Annotated in this window: 13 protein-coding genes; 7 read left to right on the forward strand and 6 right to left on the reverse strand. The window is 72.0% G+C overall.

Going from position 1 to position 16,635, the window contains the following annotated elements; all coding sequences use genetic code 11:
* Window positions 1-71 precede the first annotated feature (71 nt).
* A complete protein-coding gene (locus tag GBN72_RS20825) occupies window positions 72-1,322 on the reverse strand; it encodes a polysaccharide deacetylase family protein (RefSeq protein ID WP_151773403.1) in 1,251 nt (416 codons plus the stop codon).
* A 316-nt stretch (window positions 1,323-1,638) separates the two neighbouring features.
* On the opposite strand from GBN72_RS20825, the gene GBN72_RS20830 reads away from it, so the two are divergent.
* The 6 genes from GBN72_RS20830 to GBN72_RS35415 all read left to right on the forward strand — a co-directional run bounded on the left by GBN72_RS20830 (window position 1,639) and on the right by GBN72_RS35415 (window position 10,428).
* Window positions 1,639-4,077 carry a bifunctional SulP family inorganic anion transporter/carbonic anhydrase gene (locus GBN72_RS20830; RefSeq protein WP_151773404.1) on the forward strand — a complete coding sequence of 813 codons (2,439 nt, stop codon included), beginning with the start codon at window positions 1,639-1,641 and terminating at the stop codon, window positions 4,075-4,077.
* Window positions 4,078-4,538: 461 nt separating this feature from the next.
* Window positions 4,539-6,539, forward strand: a complete 2,001-nt coding sequence (gene acs / locus GBN72_RS20835; protein WP_151773405.1) for an acetate--CoA ligase — start codon at window positions 4,539-4,541, stop codon at window positions 6,537-6,539.
* Between the two features lie 252 nt (window positions 6,540-6,791).
* Window positions 6,792-8,252, forward strand: a complete 1,461-nt coding sequence (gene nhaA, locus GBN72_RS20840; protein ID WP_439959790.1) for a Na+/H+ antiporter NhaA — start codon at window positions 6,792-6,794, stop codon at window positions 8,250-8,252.
* A 361-nt stretch (window positions 8,253-8,613) separates the two neighbouring features.
* Window positions 8,614-9,105, forward strand: a complete 492-nt coding sequence (locus GBN72_RS20845) for a phage holin family protein (protein WP_151773406.1) — start codon at window positions 8,614-8,616, stop codon at window positions 9,103-9,105.
* Window positions 9,102-10,058: an alpha/beta fold hydrolase gene (locus GBN72_RS20850; protein ID WP_151773407.1), complete on the forward strand. Its 957-nt coding sequence runs from the start codon at window positions 9,102-9,104 to the stop codon at window positions 10,056-10,058. Before GBN72_RS20845 ends, GBN72_RS20850 begins: the two co-directional genes overlap by 4 nt.
* Window positions 10,059-10,248: 190 nt before the next feature.
* A complete protein-coding gene (locus GBN72_RS35415) occupies window positions 10,249-10,428 on the forward strand; it encodes a hypothetical protein (RefSeq protein WP_151773408.1) in 180 nt (59 codons plus the stop codon).
* A gap of 105 nt (window positions 10,429-10,533) precedes the next feature.
* On the opposite strand, the gene GBN72_RS20860 is transcribed toward GBN72_RS35415, so the two are convergent.
* From GBN72_RS20860 to nth, 3 genes are all read right to left on the reverse strand, one after another.
* Window positions 10,534-11,733: a MarP family serine protease gene (locus GBN72_RS20860; protein WP_151773409.1), complete on the reverse strand. Its 1,200-nt coding sequence runs from the start codon at window positions 11,731-11,733 to the stop codon at window positions 10,534-10,536.
* Between the two features lie 83 nt (window positions 11,734-11,816).
* A complete protein-coding gene (locus GBN72_RS20865; RefSeq protein WP_151773410.1) occupies window positions 11,817-12,533 on the reverse strand; it encodes an NUDIX hydrolase in 717 nt (238 codons plus the stop codon).
* Window positions 12,534-12,834: 301 nt separating this feature from the next.
* Window positions 12,835-13,623 carry an endonuclease III gene (gene nth, locus GBN72_RS20870; RefSeq protein WP_151773411.1) on the reverse strand — a complete coding sequence of 263 codons (789 nt, stop codon included), beginning with the start codon at window positions 13,621-13,623 and terminating at the stop codon, window positions 12,835-12,837.
* Between the two features lie 426 nt (window positions 13,624-14,049).
* On the opposite strand from nth, the gene GBN72_RS20875 reads away from it, so the two are divergent.
* Window positions 14,050-14,724 (forward strand): Crp/Fnr family transcriptional regulator, encoded by a 675-nt coding sequence (locus GBN72_RS20875; RefSeq protein WP_108956964.1) that lies wholly within the window; start codon window positions 14,050-14,052, stop codon window positions 14,722-14,724.
* A 31-nt stretch (window positions 14,725-14,755) separates the two neighbouring features.
* On the opposite strand, the gene GBN72_RS20880 is transcribed toward GBN72_RS20875, so the two are convergent.
* Together GBN72_RS20880 and GBN72_RS20885 are read right to left on the reverse strand one after the other, a co-directional pair.
* Window positions 14,756-15,586 carry an MBL fold metallo-hydrolase gene (locus tag GBN72_RS20880; protein ID WP_151773412.1) on the reverse strand — a complete coding sequence of 277 codons (831 nt, stop codon included), beginning with the start codon at window positions 15,584-15,586 and terminating at the stop codon, window positions 14,756-14,758.
* Entirely contained in the window at window positions 15,583-16,461 is an 879-nt protein-coding gene (locus tag GBN72_RS20885) for an NUDIX hydrolase (RefSeq protein ID WP_151773413.1), read from the reverse strand. The genes GBN72_RS20880 and GBN72_RS20885 overlap by 4 nt, the downstream gene beginning before the upstream one ends.
* Window positions 16,462-16,635: the final 174 nt, after the last annotated feature.

A 16,635-nucleotide genomic window follows, 5' to 3' on the forward strand; every position in this document is an offset into this window, starting at 1 on the left:
CTGCGTCGCCACGGACGTCGCGGAGGTCACGGAGGTCACGGAGGCCGCAGAGGTCGCAGAGGTCGCAGAGGTCAGCCGACCGCCTGGTCCGTGGCACCCGCGGCGGGGGCCAGGAAGCTCTGCCAGCCTTCCTGGGGCGCCTGGCCGACCCCGAGGGTCCGGAGCTTGTCGAGCGTCCCCTGATCCTGGGCGTCCAGCCAGTCGGCCAGTTGCCGGAACGAGACGCAACGCACCTCGGGCTGCGTGCACACCTGCGTGACGACCTCCTCGACGGCCCGCATGTACACGCCGCCGTTCCAGGACTCGAAGTGGTTGCCGATGATCAACGGCGCCCGGTTGCCCTCGTAGGAGCGGCGGAAGCCGGCCAGCAGGCCGTCCCGCATCTGGTCGCCCCACTGGGCGTGCATGGCCGGGTTGCCCTGGGTGCTGGTCCCGGACTGGTTGACCATGAAGTTGTAGTCCATGGAGATCGTCTCGAAGGCGCGGCCGGGCACCGGGACCATGTGCATCGACAGGTCCCACAGACCCTCCTTGCGCTCCGGCCACACCTGCTCCCGGACCCCACTGGTGTCGTAGCGGAAGCCCAGCTCACGAGCGGCCGCACGGAAGTTCTCCTGCCCTTCCAGGCACGGAGTGCGGCCGCCCACAAGTTCCTTGTCGTAGTCGAACGGCAGCGGTTGCCCTTCCGTGAGGCCGGTGTTGCTCTTCCAGGTCTTGACGAAGCTCTTGGCCTGGGCGATCTCGCTCTTCCACTGTTCGACCGACCAGTCGCCGACACCGCCGCTCCCGCAGAAGTGGCCGTTGAAGTGGGTGCCGATCTCATTGCCCTCCAGCCACGCCTGGCGCAGTTGCTCGACGGTCGCGGCCACCCCCTCGACATCGTTGAAGCCGATGTCCGAACTGCCGGCGGAACGGCCTGGAGGCTGATAGAGGGAACGTTTCTCCTCGGGCAGCATGTACACGCCGCTGAGGAAGTAGGTCATGGTGGCGTTGTTCGCGCCGGCCACCTTGCGGAAGTGGGAGAACAACCGCTGCCCGTCCTCGCCCGCGCCGTCCCACGAGAAGACGACGAACTGCGGCGGGCGCTGCCCGGGCCGGAGCCGTTCGGGTCTCGGCAGATTGGGCTGCGCGCCCGTGTAGGCGGTGGATCCGTCCCCGATGAGCCGGACCGCCCGGGGAGCACTCCTCGGCTCGGACTTCTTGGCGCCGGCCTGCCCCTGGGCACCCGCCGCGCCGCCGGCCATTCCTCCACAACCCGCGAGCGTGGCGGCACAGGCCGCCGCCACCGCGAACACGGCGATGCCTCTCCGGTTGGCGGTCATCTCCCGCCCCACCTTCTTCCTTCGCTCAGACCGAGCGCCCACTGAGGCGCTCCCCGGTGGACCGCCGGGAGCCCGGCGGGGCCGCCAAGGTCCCACGTCACCGCAAAGGGATTTGTATGACAAGCCGATGAAAAGATTGCTTCACTCATTGGGATGACTTATCAGGCCATTTGCCCGTTTTCTCCGTACGATCCCTTTACCCAGCATTACTGTCCATTTACTGAGTGTTGGCGTACGCCGTGACCGTGCGGCACCGTTCCCGCGGTCGTGCCGATCGTTCGCGCGACCGCGCCGTCCCGGAGGAGAAACGGGAAACATGTCTGCCTGCGTCCCCCACCGCGCCGAGGCCCACAAAGCCGGGCGCATCCATCGCCCCCACAGTCCGCCGCCCGGGCGCCCTCGCCGGTTCCGGATCGCCCCCGCCGACCTTTCCGCCTCGGTCACGGTGTTCCTGATCTCGCTGCCCCTCTCCCTGGGCATCGCTCTGGCCACCGGGGCGCCGCTCCAGGCCGGACTGGTCGCCGCCGCCGTGGGCAGCCTCGTCGCCGGACGCCTGGGCGGCGCCCCGCTCACCGTCAGCGGACCCACCGCCGGCCTGACCGTGGTCACCGCGGACCTGATCCAGCAGTACGGATGGCGCACCACCTGCGCCGTCACCATCCTCGCCGGCGTGACCCAGGTGGCCCTCGGCTGGCTCCGGGTCGCCCGCACCGCCCTGGCCGTCAGCCCCGCCATCGTGCACGGCATGCTGGCCGGCATCGGCGTCACCATCGCCGTGGCCCAGCTCCACATCGTCCTCGGGGGCACGCCGCAGAGTTCGGTCCTCGACAACCTCCGCGCGCTGCCCGCCCAGCTCGCGGACCTGCACCCGGGCGCCCTCGCGGTCAGCGCCCTCACCCTGGTGGTGCTCCTCGGCTGGTCCCGCGTCCCCGGCCGGGCGGGGCGGATCCTGCGCTTCGTCCCCGCGGCCCTCGCCGCCATGCTGACCGCCACAGCCGTCGCGCTGGCCATGGGGCTGCGCCTGCCCCGGGTCGACCTGCCCTCCTGGTCCAACCACGCCCTGGCAGGCTTCCCCGAGGGTCCCGCGCTGCCACTGGCCGCGGCGGTGCTCACCATCACCCTGGTCGGCGGGGTGGAGACCTTGCTCTCAGCGGTGGCCGTGGACAAGATCGCCGCCACTCGGGGCGGGGTGCCGGTGCCCCGGGCCGACCTCGACCGGGAACTGCGCGGCCAGGGCTTCGCCAACATGGCCTCCGGAACGCTCGGCGGACTCCCCGTCACCGGCGTGGCGGTACGCAGCTCGGCCAACGCCCGCTCGGGCGCCGTCAGCCGCAACTCGGCCATGCTGCACAGCCTGTGGATCGCCGCGGCGGCGTTGCTGCTGGTGCCGGCGCTGGAGCTGATCCCGCTCGCCGCGCTCGCCGCGCTGGTGATGGCGATCGGCATCCAGATGGTCTCCCTCCACCACATCCGCACCGTCAACCGCCACCGCGAGGCACTGGTCTACGCGGTCACGGCCGTCGCGGTCACCTTCCTCGGAGTCCTGGAAGGCGTGGGAGTCGGTGTGGCCGCCGCGGTCGCGGTCGCGCTTCACCGGCTCACCCACACCCGGATCACCCATGAGGTGAGCGGCGGCGTCCATCACGTCCACGTCCGCGGACAGCTCACCTTCCTCGCCGTGCCCAGGCTCAGCCGGGCGCTCCACCTGGTCCCGGAAGGCGCCGACGCCGTCGTCGAGCTGCACGGCTCCTTCGTCGACCACGCCGCGTACGAGTCGCTGGAGGACTGGCGCAACAGCCATGTGGCGCACGGCGGTTCCGTCCGCCTCACCGGGCTGCGCGCCGGTCTGGCGGCGACCGACGCCGCACCGGCCGAGGCCGCTTCCGCCCCGGTCGACGACACCCCCGCTCCGGGTGCCGACCCGGCAGGAAGCCCTTCCACTTCCCACAAGGCCCCGAGCCCACCCGCCGTCCGCGAGGCACGCGAGGCCGGCGAGGCACGCGAGGCCGGACCCAACTCCGACGCCGGCGCCGGTGGCGTCCGCGAGACCGGCGACGCTCCCGAGCCACCTCCCAGCGACCACGAACTGGTGCGCGGCATCAGCGCCTTCCACCGGGACACCGCACCCCTGGTCCGCAGAAGGCTCGCCCGGCTGGCCCGGGAGGGACAGCGACCCGCGCAGCTCTTCCTCACCTGCGCCGACTCGAGGCTGGTGACCTCGATGATCACGAGCAGCCGCCCCGGTGACCTCTTCGTCGTCCGCAACGTGGGCAACCTGGTACCGCCGCCCGGTGAGGATCCCGGCGACGACTCGGTGGCCGCCGCCATCGAGTACGCGGTGGACGTCCTGCGGGTCCGTTCCATCACGGTCTGCGGCCACTCGGGCTGTGGCGCCATGCAGGCACTGATCGGTTCGGAGCCCGGCAGCGACGGGACACCGCTCCAGCGCTGGCTCCGGCACGGTCTGCCGAGCCTGCGCCGCATGACCTCCGGCTCCCACCGGCCGCCCCGACTGGCCTCACGGGAGCCCGCCGACGCGGTGGAGCTCCTCTGCCTCACCAACGTCGCCCAGCAACTCGAGCACCTCAAGGCCCACGAGTCGGTCGCCCGAGCCGTCGAGCAGGGCCGGCTGGAGCTGACCGGCATGTACTTCCATGTCGGCGAGGCGCAGGCATACCTCCTCACCGACGCCCCGGAGACACCCGTCTTCGCTCACGTCCGGGAGACGGAGGCGGACCTGACCGGCGCGAGCTGACCGACGAAACTCCCGCACCGCCGTCCGGCAGCCATTCGGCACATCCCGCACCCTGTCCGGGTGCGCGGCTCCCAGCAGGGACCGCGCGCCCGGCCGGCTCCACCACCCCGTGGTCCGCCCGCCGCCCCACCCAGCCGCCACCACACCCGCGACCCGCCGGAAATCCCGCACAGCGGCGCTCCCGCCACGCCGTGACCTGTGGGTAGACACTCCCGCCGAGGGGTATTGGGTATGGCGCGACGCCGGTAGATCCACGTCCGCCGACCACCGGGCGACAGGTGCCTCACACCCTTCGGGCGTCGAACAGCACTGAACTCCTCCGCTCGGCCGTACGTGACAACGGATGACCGATCCGCGCAAGCCATCCGCGAAGCCCGAGGTCGCAGCCACAGAAGAAGCCGCACAGGTCTACACCAATTTTCCGTCGGCCCTTGTCAGTACTCCCTCCGGTCTGATGAGCTGTGGCCTGGGACACAGCGGACACCCTTCGAAAGGGAGATGTCGTGAGCAACGAAAGCCTGGCCAACCTGCTCAAAGAAGAGCGCAGGTTCGCACCCCCCGCCGACCTGGCCGCCGCGGCCAACGTCACGGCGGAGGCGTATGAGCAGGCCAAGGCTGACAGGCTCGGCTTCTGGGCCGAGCAGGCCCGCCGCCTGACCTGGAACACCGAGCCGAACGAGACGCTCGACTGGTCGAACCCGCCGTTCGCCAAGTGGTTCCAGGACGGCACGCTCAACGTCGCCTACAACTGCGTGGACCGTCACGTGGAGGCCGGCAACGGCGACCGGGTGGCCATCCACTTCGAGGGCGAGCCCGGCGACACCCGCGCCATCACCTACGCCGAGCTCAAGGACGAGGTATCCCGCGCCGCCAACGCGCTCCTGGAACTGGGTGTCCGTCAAGGCGACCGGGTGGCCGTCTACATGCCGATGATCCCGGAGACGGCCGTCGCGATGCTGGCCTGTGCCCGTATCGGCGCCGCGCACTCCGTGGTCTTCGGCGGCTTCTCCGCCGATGCCCTGGCCACCCGCATCAAGGACGCCGACGCCAAGGTGGTCATCACCGCCGACGGCGGCTGGCGCCGCGGCAAGCCGTCCGCGCTCAAGCCCGCCGTGGACGAAGCGCTCACCAAGGTCGACGGCGTGGAGCACGTGCTCGTGGTCCGCCGTACGGCTCAGGACGTCGACTGGACCGACGGCCGGGACGTCTGGTGGCACGAGATCACCGAACGCCAGTCGGCCGAGCACTCCCCGGAGGCGTTCGAGGCCGAGCAGCCCCTGTTCATCCTGTACACCTCGGGCACCACGGGTAAGCCGAAGGGCATCCTGCACACCTCCGGCGGCTACCTCACCCAGGTCGCGTACACGCACAACGCCGTCTTCGACCTCAAGCCGGAGACCGACGTCTACTGGTGCACCGCCGACGTCGGCTGGGTCACCGGGCACTCGTACATCGTCTACGGCCCGCTGGCCAACGGCGCGACCCAGGTCATGTACGAAGGCACCCCCGACACCCCGCACCAGGGCCGCTTCTGGGAGATCGTCCAGAAGTACGGCGTGACCATCCTCTACACGGCGCCCACCGTCATCCGGATGTTCATGAAGTGGGGCGACGACATCCCGGCCAAGTTCGACCTGAGCTCGCTCCGGGTGCTCGGGTCGGTCGGCGAGCCGATCAACCCCGAGGCGTGGATCTGGTACCGCGACCGCATCGGCGCGGGTTCGAGGCCGGTCGTGGACACCTGGTGGCAGACGGAGACCGGCGCGATCATGATCTCGCCGCTTCCCGGTGTGACGGAGACCAAGCCGGGTTCCGCCCAGGTGCCGCTGCCCGGCATCGCCGCCACCGTGGTGGACGACGAGGGCAACGAGGTGCCGAACGGCGGCGGCGGCTACCTGGTCCTCACCGAGCCGTGGCCGTCGATGCTGCGCACCATCTGGGGCGACGACCAGCGGTTCCTCGACACCTACTGGTCCCGCTTCCAGGGCAAGTACTTCGCCGGCGACGGCGCCAAGAAGGACGACGACGGCGACATCTGGCTGCTCGGCCGGGTGGACGACGTGATGCTGGTGTCCGGCCACAACATCTCGACCACCGAGGTCGAGTCGGCGCTGGTCTCGCACCCGAAGGTCGCCGAGGCCGCCGTGGTCGGCGCGGCGGACGAGACGACCGGTCAGGCCATCGTCGCGTTCGTCATCCTGCGCGGCAGCGCCTCCGAGGACGAGAACCTGGTCGACGAACTGCGGAACCACGTGGGCACCACGCTCGGCCCGATCGCCAAGCCCAAGCGGATCCTGCCGGTGGCGGAGCTGCCCAAGACCCGCTCCGGCAAGATCATGCGGCGCCTGCTGCGGGACGTGGCGGAGAACCGTGCTCTCGGTGACGTCACCACCCTCACCGACGCCGGGGTCATGAACCTGATCCAGGCCAAGCTGCCGTCCGCGCAGAGCGACTCCGAGTGACCGGCGCGCCGGACGGCGAACCGGTCGACTGATCGGCTGATCGGCTTCGAGCGGGTCGGACCTCCCCTGAACCCGAGGCACGGAACCGGAACCGGAACGGGACCGGCGCCTGTACCGGGACGTCAGGGGGCGTTCGGCCCGCTCCGCCTTTCCCCGGTCACATTGGGTAGGCTCACCCACGTGTCCCCCGTTTCCGCGCCCTCCGCGTGGTGACCGGGAGACCTCAGGTGCGCCGGGAAGTCTGGTCGGCATGTGTACACGCATGCCCCGACCACCCCGGAGGGCGCCGTCATGGCGAAGCCCGAGCACGACCCCGAGCTGACGACCGCCGAGGCCGGGGACACCCAGTCCCCCCAGGCCTTCCGTCGCGTCTCCCTTCGCGAGCGCGGCTTCCTCGCGGACGCCCTGCGCACCGAGACGGTCGGCGGCGTCCTCCTCCTGATCGCCGCGATCGCCGCGCTGCTCTGGGCGAACCTTCCCGGCCTCGGCGGCAGCTACGAGGCCTTCAGTGACATCCACCTCGGCCCGTCCGCCCTCGGCCTCGACCTGTCGATCGAGCACTGGGCGTCGGAAGGCCTGCTGGCGATCTTCTTCTTCGTGGCCGGCATCGAGCTCAAGCGCGAGCTGGTGGCAGGCGATCTGAAGGATCCGAGAGCGGCGGCGCTGCCGGTGATCGCCGCCGTGTGCGGCATGGTCGCGCCCGCGCTGGTCTATCTCCTGGTCAACGGTGCCGGCGGCGGTTCCCTTGCAGGCTGGGCGGTCCCGACCGCCACCGACATCGCCTTCGCCCTGGCCGTGCTCGCGGTGATCGGCACCTCGCTGCCCTCGGCGCTGCGGGCCTTCCTGCTGACCCTCGCGGTGGTGGACGACCTCCTGGCCATCGTCATCATCGCCATCTTCTTCACCCACCACCTGAACTTCGCCGCGCTCGGCGGCGCGGTGGTGGGCCTGGCCGTCTTCTGGCTGCTGCTGCGCAAGGGCGTGCGTGGCTGGTGGGTCTACGTGCCGCTGGGGCTGGTGGTCTGGGCGCTGATGTACAACAGCGGGGTCCACGCGACGATCGCGGGCGTCGCGATGGGCCTGATGCTGCGCTGCACCCGCCGTGAGGGGGAGGACGAGTCGCCGGGCGAGCGCATCGAGCACCAGGTCCGGCCGCTCTCGGCGGGGCTGGCCGTACCACTGTTCGCTCTGCTCGCCGCGGGGGTGCCGGTGGCCGGCGGCGACCTGGCCGCGGTGTTCACCCAGCCGGAGACGCTGGGGGTGACGCTGGGCCTGGTGGTGGGCAAGACGCTGGGGATCTTCGGCGGGACCTGGCTGACGGCCCGCTTCACTCGTGCCTCGCTCAGCGACGACCTCGCCTGGGCCGACGTCTTCGCGCTGGCGACGCTGGCGGGCATCGGCTTCACGGTGTCCCTGCTGATCGGTGAGCTGGCCTTCGAGGACGACCCCGCGCTCAGCGAGCAGGTCAAGGCCGCGGTGCTGGTCGGATCGCTGCTCGCCACGCTGCTGGCGTCGGTGCTGCTGAGGCTGCGCAACACCACGTACCGGCGGATGACCGAGGCGGAGGAGCGGGACGAGGACGACGACGGGATCCCGGACGTCTACACCCAGGACGACCCGGAGTACCACCTGCGGATGGCGGAGATCCTCGAGCGAAAGGCAGCCGAGCACCGGCGGCTGGCCGAGACCATGTCCGCCGGCCGGGGCGAGTAGGACCGCCGCGCGCCGGCCCGGACGCGACCGCCCGGCGCGGGAGTACAGGGCACCGCCACCGCGCCTCCTCCATGCCCTCCCGTGAGGCGCGGCTGAGGCGCTTCCCGCCGCGGCCGGTCGCCCGTACCGCCACGCGCTCCGCCGCCCGCTCGGACACCAGGCCGGCCGCGGTGGCGGAGGTCCTTGCCGGACGCCTCCGTACCGGCTCTCCGGTGACTCCCCTTCAGGTCTCCCCCCGGCCCCCACGTACGCCCGGGGCGATCGGGGGTACCTCTACTACCGGCCGGTGCGCGCAAGGTTCGTGCGGGTCCGGCATGATCTGACTGGACGGTACAGAACTCGACAGGAAAGGGAGTACGCGATGAGCGCACCCGACGGCAACCCGGTCGGCTCCGAACGCAGCATGGGTCAGCTGTTCGCCACGGCGTCGACCGAGATGTCCGCTCTGGTCCAGGACCAGATCGCGTACGCGAGGGCGCTGCTCAAGCAGGACGTCAAGCGTGGGGCGACGGGGTCCGCCCTGTTCACCGCGGCGCTCGCCCTGCTGGTGTTCTCGCTGCCGATGCTCAGCTTCGCCCTGGCCTACGGCTTCCACACCTGGACCGGATGGAACCTGGCGTGGTGCTTCCTCCTCTCCTTCGGCGCCTCCGTGATCGTCGCGCTGCTCCTGGCGGCGCTCGGGACGGTGTTCGTCAAGAAGGCGAAGAAGAGCCGCGCCCCGCAGCAGGTGAGCGCCGAGGTCAAGCGGACCGCTGAGGTGCTGCAGAACGCCAAGCCTCACCCGCGTCCGGCCGTGGTGACCGTCGACCCCTACGCGAAGCAGCTCGACTCTGTGGCACGCTCGACGTCATGACCGACCCAGCCACTCCCCCGGCCCAGCCCGCCTCGGCGGTACGGATCGACGAACTGCCCGACGGCAGGAAGGTGATCCACCGCGACGTAGCCGCGAACGGTGCCCGCTTCCACATCGCCGAGCTGGGCGAGGGTCCGCTGGTGCTGCTGCTGCACGGCTTCCCCCAGTTCTGGTGGACCTGGCGGCACCAGATGGGCGCCCTGGCCGACGCGGGCTTCCGGGCCGTGGCGATGGACCTGCGGGGTGTCGGCGGAAGCGACCGGACACCCCGTGGCTACGACCCCGCCAACCTGGCGCTGGACATCACCGGCGTCATCCGCTCGCTGGGCGAGCCGGACGCCGCCCTGGTCGGCCATGACCTGGGCGGCTACCTGGCGTGGACGGCGGCGGCGATGCGGCCGAAGCTGGTGCGCCGGCTGGTGGTCGCCTCCATGTCCCACCCGCGCCGGTGGCGGTCGTCGATGCTCTCGGACTTCCGGCAGACCTCCGCCGGGTCGCACATCTGGGGGTTCCAGCGGCCCTGGGTCCCGGAGCGGCAGCTCACGGCCGACGACGGGGAACTGGTCGGCCGCCTGATCCGGGAATGGTCGGGGCCGGGCGGTGGACCGGACGACGAGGCTGTCGAGGTGTACCGGCGGGCCATGTGCATCCCGTCCACGGCCCACTGCGCGGTCGAGCCGTACCGGTGGATGGTGCGGTCCCTGCTGCGCCCCGACGGCCTCCAGTTCAACCGGCGGATGAGGCGCCCGGTGCGGGTGCCGACACTGCACCTGCACGGCTCCCTGGACCCGGTGATGCGGACCCGCACCGCGGCGGGGTCCGGGGAGTACGTGGAGGCCCCCTACCGGTGGCGGCTCTTCGACGGCCTGGGCCACTTCCCGCACGAGGAGGACCCCGCGGCGTTCTCCGCGGAGCTGGTGAACTGGCTGAAGGACCCCGAGCCGGACCGCTGAGGGCTCACAGGCGCACTCCGGCGCGCACGGCCCGTTCGCGCGCCCCCCTGCCGGGAGGGTGTCCGAGCTGGTGAGTGACCGATATCCGGAGCGGGATGCCTTTCCTACGAACATCCCATGCCTGCCGCATAGGCCAATTAGGGACCTTCGACGTGGTTATCGACCTTGGGCCAGGGGCACACGTCGGGGTATGGGCTGGACGTACGACTTCAGTGACGCAGCACGTGACCGCCGTTCGGCCGGTGGGCCGGGCGGCCGCCGCCGTGGCGCTCCGCATCCACCGGTGACCGAGCTCGGTGTGGGCATCGGCGGCATACTGCGCCGCCGGGCCCGCTGGGTCTCCGTGCGCCTGCGTCAGCAGCGCCCCTGACCCCTTACCGGCGCCGCCCGGCGCACGACCTCCCGGAACGGTAGGTTCCGCGCGCCGGGCGCTCACCTTCCTCACCGGCCGTCGCCCGGCGGCGCGGCGCCGTCGTCACAGTGCGCACTGGTCGGTGTCGACCTGCTGGGTGGCGGTGCGGCCCCGGTCGATGTCCGAGCGGATCTCGTCCACGGTGAGGGCGTAGCCGGTGTCGGGGTCGTCGAGCGACTTGGCGAAGATGACTCCGACGACCTCGCCCCGCGTGGTGAGGAGCGGTCCGCCCGAGTTGCCCTGGCGGACCGTCGTGTAGAGGGAGTAGACGTCGCGCTGGACGGTGGAGCGGCGGTAGATGTCGGGCCCGTTGGCCGGGATCTGGCCGCGTACACGGGCCGCGCGCACGTCGTAGCCGCCGTTCTCCGGGAAGCCGGCGACGATGGCGCCGTCCCCGCTCTCCGCCTGCGTGTCGGCGAACCGCAGCGGGTCGGCCGGCAGGCCGGGGACGTCGAGGACCGCGACGTCGCGCTGCCAGTCGAAGAGCACCACGGTGGCGTCGTAGCGGCGGCCCTCGCCGCCGATCTGCACGGTCGGCTCGTCCACCCCGCCGACCACGTGCGCGTTGGTCATCACGCGCTGCCCGGCGAAGACGAAGCCGGTGCCCTCCAGCACCTTGCTGCAGCCGGTCGCGGTGCCCATGACCTTGACGATGGACCGCTTGGCCCGCACCGCCACATCGCTGTTGACGAGTGCCGCGTCCGGCGGGTCGACCTCGCGGATCGGCTCGTTGGCGAAGGGGCTGAAGACCTGTGGGAAGCCGTTCTGGGCGAGCACCGAGGAGAAATCGGCGAACCAGGTGTCGGCCTGCTCGGGCAGGGTCTGGGAGACGCCGTGGAGCACCTGCGAGGAGCGGACCTGCTTGCCGACCGTGGGCAGCGTGGTGCCGGCCAGTGCCGAGCCGATCAGCCAGGCCACCAGCAGCATCGCCACCACGTTGACCAGCGCGCCGCCGGTCGCGTCGAGCGCGCGGGCGGGCGACCAGGTGATGCGGCGGCGCAGCTTGCCGCCCCAGTGAGTGGTCAGCGCCTGGCCGACGGAGGCGCAGACGATCACCACGATCACCGCGACGACCGCCGCGACCGTGCTGACCTCGGAGTTCTCGGTGAGGGCGTCCCAGATGACCGGGAGCAGGTAGACGGCGATCAGGCCGCCGCCGAGGAAGCCGATCACCGACAGGATGCCCACCACGAAGCCCTGGCGGTATCCGACCACCGCGAACCAGGCGGCGGCGATCAGCAAAAGAATGTCCAGCACGTTCACCGCTTCACGCCTCGCCTCGTCCTCTTCCGGCCGCGCCACGCTCGCCGGGGCACAACGTCATCCCTTTCCCGTCGGGGCCACGGTCATGACCTCCGGTCGAGGGTCACCTCGCGGGCGCGGTCCCAGGGCAGCTCCCAGCCGGCGAAGTGCAGCAGGCGGTCGATGATCCCGGCGGTGAACCCCCACACGAGGGCGGACCGCACCAGGAAGGCCGGGCCGCGGTAGCCGCTCGGGTGCACCGCGACGGCCCGGTTGCCGGCGTCGGTGAGTTCGGCGACGGGGACGCTGAACACCCGGGCCGTCTCCGCCGGGTCGACCACGCGGACCGGGCTGGGCTCACGCCACCACGCCAGGACGGGGGTGACGACGAAGCCGCTGACCGGGATGTAGAGCTTGGGCAGCGCGCCGAAGAGCTGGACGCCCGCCGGGTCGAGGCCGGTCTCCTCCTCGGCCTCGCGCAGCGCGGCGCGCAGCGGGCCGTCGGTGTGCGGGTCGCCGTCCTCCGGGTCGAGGGAGCCGCCCGGGAAGGACGGCTGGCCCGCGTGCGAACGCAGCGAACCGGACCGCTCGGTCAGCAGGATCTCGGGCCCCTCCTCGCCCTCGCCGAACAGGACCAGCACGGCTGACTGGCGGCCACCGCCGTCCGCCGGCGGCAGGAAGCGGCTCAACTGGCGTGGTTCGACCGTCTCCGCGGCGCGGACCACCGGGTCGAGCCAGGTGGGCAGGCCGTCGGCGGACAGACCGATCCCGCCGCCGGGCATGGCCGCACGGGCGCAGTCCGCGTCGCTCGCACGTGTCATCGCCGCCCCCCTTCCCCGTTCAGGGCCTTGCCGCCCGACGCGCCGCCGGGCGACGCCGTGTGACGCGCCGCCAGACAGCGCGGCACCGTATGGCCCGCCGCCGTGTGGCTCGGCGCCGTGTGGCGCGCGACCACGCGATGCGCCACCACGCGGTGCGCCACCACGCGGTGCGCCACCACGCGGCCCGACGCCACATGGTGCGGCGTCACGCCCTGCGGCGCCGAGCGATGTGCTGCGCTGCGGCGGGGCGTCCCGCATGCGGCCCATGGTTCTCCACGCCGGACCGCGCCGGCCGGTTCCCTCATTCCTTGCCCAGGGGCGGGGCGGGGATGCCGCCGTGGTCGAGGTAGGACTGCGGAGGCTTGAGGCGCTGGCCGGGGAATCCGCCCTTCTCGTACTTGAGGAGCTTCTTCGCCTTCTCCGGGTCCGTCTCGCCCTCTCCGTAGGCGGGGCAGAGCTCGGCGACCGGGCAGGCGCCGCAGGCGGGCTTGCGGGCGTGGCAGATCCGGCGGCCGTGGAAGATCACGTAGTGGGACAGCATCGTCCAGTCGCGCTTCGGGAAGAGGGCGCTCATCTCGGCCTCGATCTTCTCCGGCTCGGTGGCCTCGGTCCACTTCCAGCGCCGCACCAGCCGCATGAAGTGCGTGTCCACCGTGATGCCGGGGCGACCGAACGCGTTCCCGAGCACGACGAAGGCGGTCTTGCGGCCCACCCCGGGCAGCTTGACCAGGTCCTCCAGCCGGCCGGGGACCTCGCCCCCGAACTCCTCCGCCAAGGCCTTGGACAGGCCCATCACCGAGCGGGTCTTGGCACGGAAGAAACCGGTGGGCCGGAGGATGTCCTCGACCTCCTCCGGGTCGGCCGCCGCCAGGTCCTCGGGGGTGGGGTACTTGGCGAAGAGCGCGGGCGTGGTCTGGTTGACCCGCAGGTCGGTCGTCTGGGCGGAGAGCACGGTGGCGACCAGCAGTTGGAACGGGTTCTCGAAGTCCAGCTCCGGATGCGCGTAGGGGTACACCTCCGCGAGCTCGCGGTACATCCGCCGCGCCCGCCGCACCAACGCCACCCGGGACTCCGGCTTTCCTGCCGCCACGCGCGCGGCGGCGCCCTTTCCGGCAGCGGCTGTTCCGCGCCCGCGCGGCGCCCGCGTCGCGCCTCGGTCCGGTCGACGAGCCTCGTCGTCCGCCACGTTCGTCGCTCCATTCGTGGTCTGTTCGCCGACGGCGGAATCACCCTGTCCGATCACCCGGTCGGACCCCGCGGCCCGTGTAGTCGTCGGCGTTTCGGACACCCGGCCAGCCTAAGGCCCCGCACCGACATCCGCCGCGTACCCAGGGGATCACGGTCCAATTGGGCCCCTGGCGCGATGTCTGGCACACCTGTGCGGCATCCTTGTGACAGATCACACTGTTTGGACCGACCGGCAAACTGGGGAACTGGGACCCCTGGACCACCGGTTGGTGCGGACGGTAACCCGGGGGGACCGGATTCCCTGAGCAGGTCGAATAGGAGAGATCTCGTGGACGACGTTCTGCGGCGCGCCCCGCTCTTCGCGGCGCTCGATGACGAGCAGGCCGCGGAGCTCCGCGCTTCGATGAGTGAGGTGACCCTCGCACGCGGCGACGCGCTGTTCCACGAGGGCGACCCCGGCGACCGCCTCTACGTGGTCACCGAGGGCAAGGTGAAGCTCCACCGGACGTCCCCGGACGGCCGCGAGAACATGCTGGCGGTCCTCGGCCCCGGTGAGCTGATCGGTGAACTGTCGCTCTTCGACCCGGGCCCGCGCACGGCGACCGCCACCGCGCTGACCGAGGTGAAGCTGCTGGGCCTCGGCCACAGCGACCTCCAGCCCTGGCTGAACGCCCGTCCCGAGGTGGCCGCCGCGCTGCTGCGCGCCGTCGCCCGGCGTCTGCGCAAGACCAACGACCAGATGTCCGACCTGGTCTTCTCCGACGTGCCGGGCCGCGTGGCCCGGGCGCTGCTGGACCTGTCGCGCCGTTTCGGCGTGCAGTCCGAGGAAGGCATCCACGTCGTCCACGACCTGACGCAGGAGGAGCTGGCCCAGTTGGTGGGCGCCTCCCGCGAGACGGTGAACAAGGCGCTGGCCGACTTCGCCGGCCGCGGCTGGCTGCGCCTGGAGGCGCGGGCGGTGATCCTGCTGGACGTCGAGCGTCTGGCGAAGCGGAGCCGCTGACCCGGCCCCTGACGGAGCACGGGCCGGCCGGTCAGACCAGCCCGTGCTCCCGCAGGTACTCCAGTTGGGCGCGGACCGACAGCTCCGCCGCCGGCCACAGGCTGCGGTCCACGTCCGCGTACACGTGCGCCACGACCTCCGCGGAGGTCCGGAAACCGCCCTCCACGGCCGTCTCCACCTGTGCCAGCCTGTTGGCCCGGTGCGCCAGGTAGTACTCGACCGCCCCCTGCGCGTCGTCGAGGACGGGCCCGTGGCCGGGAAGCACGGTGTGCACGCCGTCGTCCACGGTCAGGGACCGCAGGCGCCGCAGCGAGTCGAGGTAGTCGCCGAGCCGCCCGTCCGGATGGGCGACCATCGTGGTGCCGCGTCCCAGGACGGTGTCCCCGGTGAGCACCGCCCGGTCGGCCGGCAGGTGGAACGACAGCGAGTCCGAGGTGTGTCCCGGAGTGGGCACCACCCGCATCTCCAGGCCCTCCAGCTCCACCACGTCGCCCGCGGCCAGCCCCTCGTCACCGAGGCGCAGCGAAGGGTCCAATGCCCGGACCTTGGTGCCGGTCAGCTCGGCGAATCGTTTCGCCCCCTCGGCGTGGTCGGCGTGGCCGTGGGTGAGGAGGGTCAGCCCGACGCGGCGGCCGGAGCGTTCGACGGTGGCGATCACGTTCGCCAGGTGGTCCTCGTCCAGCGGCCCCGGGTCGACCACGACCGCCAGTCGGGAGTCCGGCTCGGCGACGACCCAGGTGTTGGTGCCGTCCAGGGTCATCGGGGACGGGTTGGGCGCCAGCACGTTGACGGTGCGGGCGGTGGCGGGTCCGGAGAGGACACCGCCGCGGGGCTGGCCGGGCAGGGCGGCTGCGTTCGTCATGAGGTCGGCCCCTCCGTGACGGCGGTCACCCTCTTGGTGAACTCGTCGTGGCCCGGCCAGGCCAGTTCCACCTCGCCGTCCACCAGCCGGGCCCGGGCCAGCACCGGCGCCATGTCCCTCTCCGGCGCGGCGGCCAGCGCCTCGGCGGCGGCCTCGTAAGGCTCCAGGGTGCGGAGCGTGGAGATGGTGGGCGGCATCATCAGCAGCTCGCCCCGGTCGTACCCGGCCGCGGCGTCCGCGGGACGGGTCCAGACGGTGCGGTCGGCCTCGGTGGAGACGTCGCGGGCGCGCTGCCCCTCGGGGAGGACGGCGACGAAGAAGAAGGTGTCGTAACGCCGGGTCTCGAACTCCGGGGTGATCCAGCGGGCCCAGGCACCGAGGAGGTCGGAGCGGAGGACGAGGCCGCGGCGGTCGAGGAACTCGGCGAACGAGAACTCGTGGGCGGCGAGGGCGGCCCGGTCCTTCTCCCACTCCTCGCCGGTGGTGTCGCCGACGACGGTGTCCTCGGTCGGGCCGGCCAGCAGCACGCCGGCCTCCTCGAAGGTCTCCCGCACCGCGGCGCAGACGACGGCCTGTGCGGCGGGCTCGTCGCCGAAGCCGAGGCGGGCGGCCCAGTCCGCGAGGGAGGGGCCGGCCCAGCGGACCAGGAGGTCGTCGTCACGCGGGTCGACGCCCCCGCCGGGGTAGGCGTACGCGCCGCCCGCGAAGGCCATGGAGGCCCGGCGTCGGAGCATGTGCACCACGGGGCCGTGTCCGGTGTCGCGCAGCAGCATCACGGTGGCCGCGCGGCGGGGGGTCACCGGGGTGAGGGTGCCGGCCGCGAGGGCGCGTATGCGCTCGGGCCACTCCGGGGGGTACCACTGACCATTCGCCATGCGGGGAGGCTATCCGGAGCGGGACGAATCTTCGAGGGCTGGCACCACCACCCGAACCCGGCTCCTCGCCGGGCGCGTACGTGGCCGCGAGGACGCCCTCCGGGGCGTCCTCGCGGCCCGGTCACCTGCTGTCGGGCGGTGAACCGCTCTCCGGGCACGGAGGCCGTGTTCCGG

Origin of the sequence: Streptomyces abyssomicinicus (assembly GCF_008974245.1) — a bacterium.
GTDB classification, from domain to species: domain Bacteria; phylum Actinomycetota; class Actinomycetes; order Streptomycetales; family Streptomycetaceae; genus Streptomyces; species Streptomyces abyssomicinicus.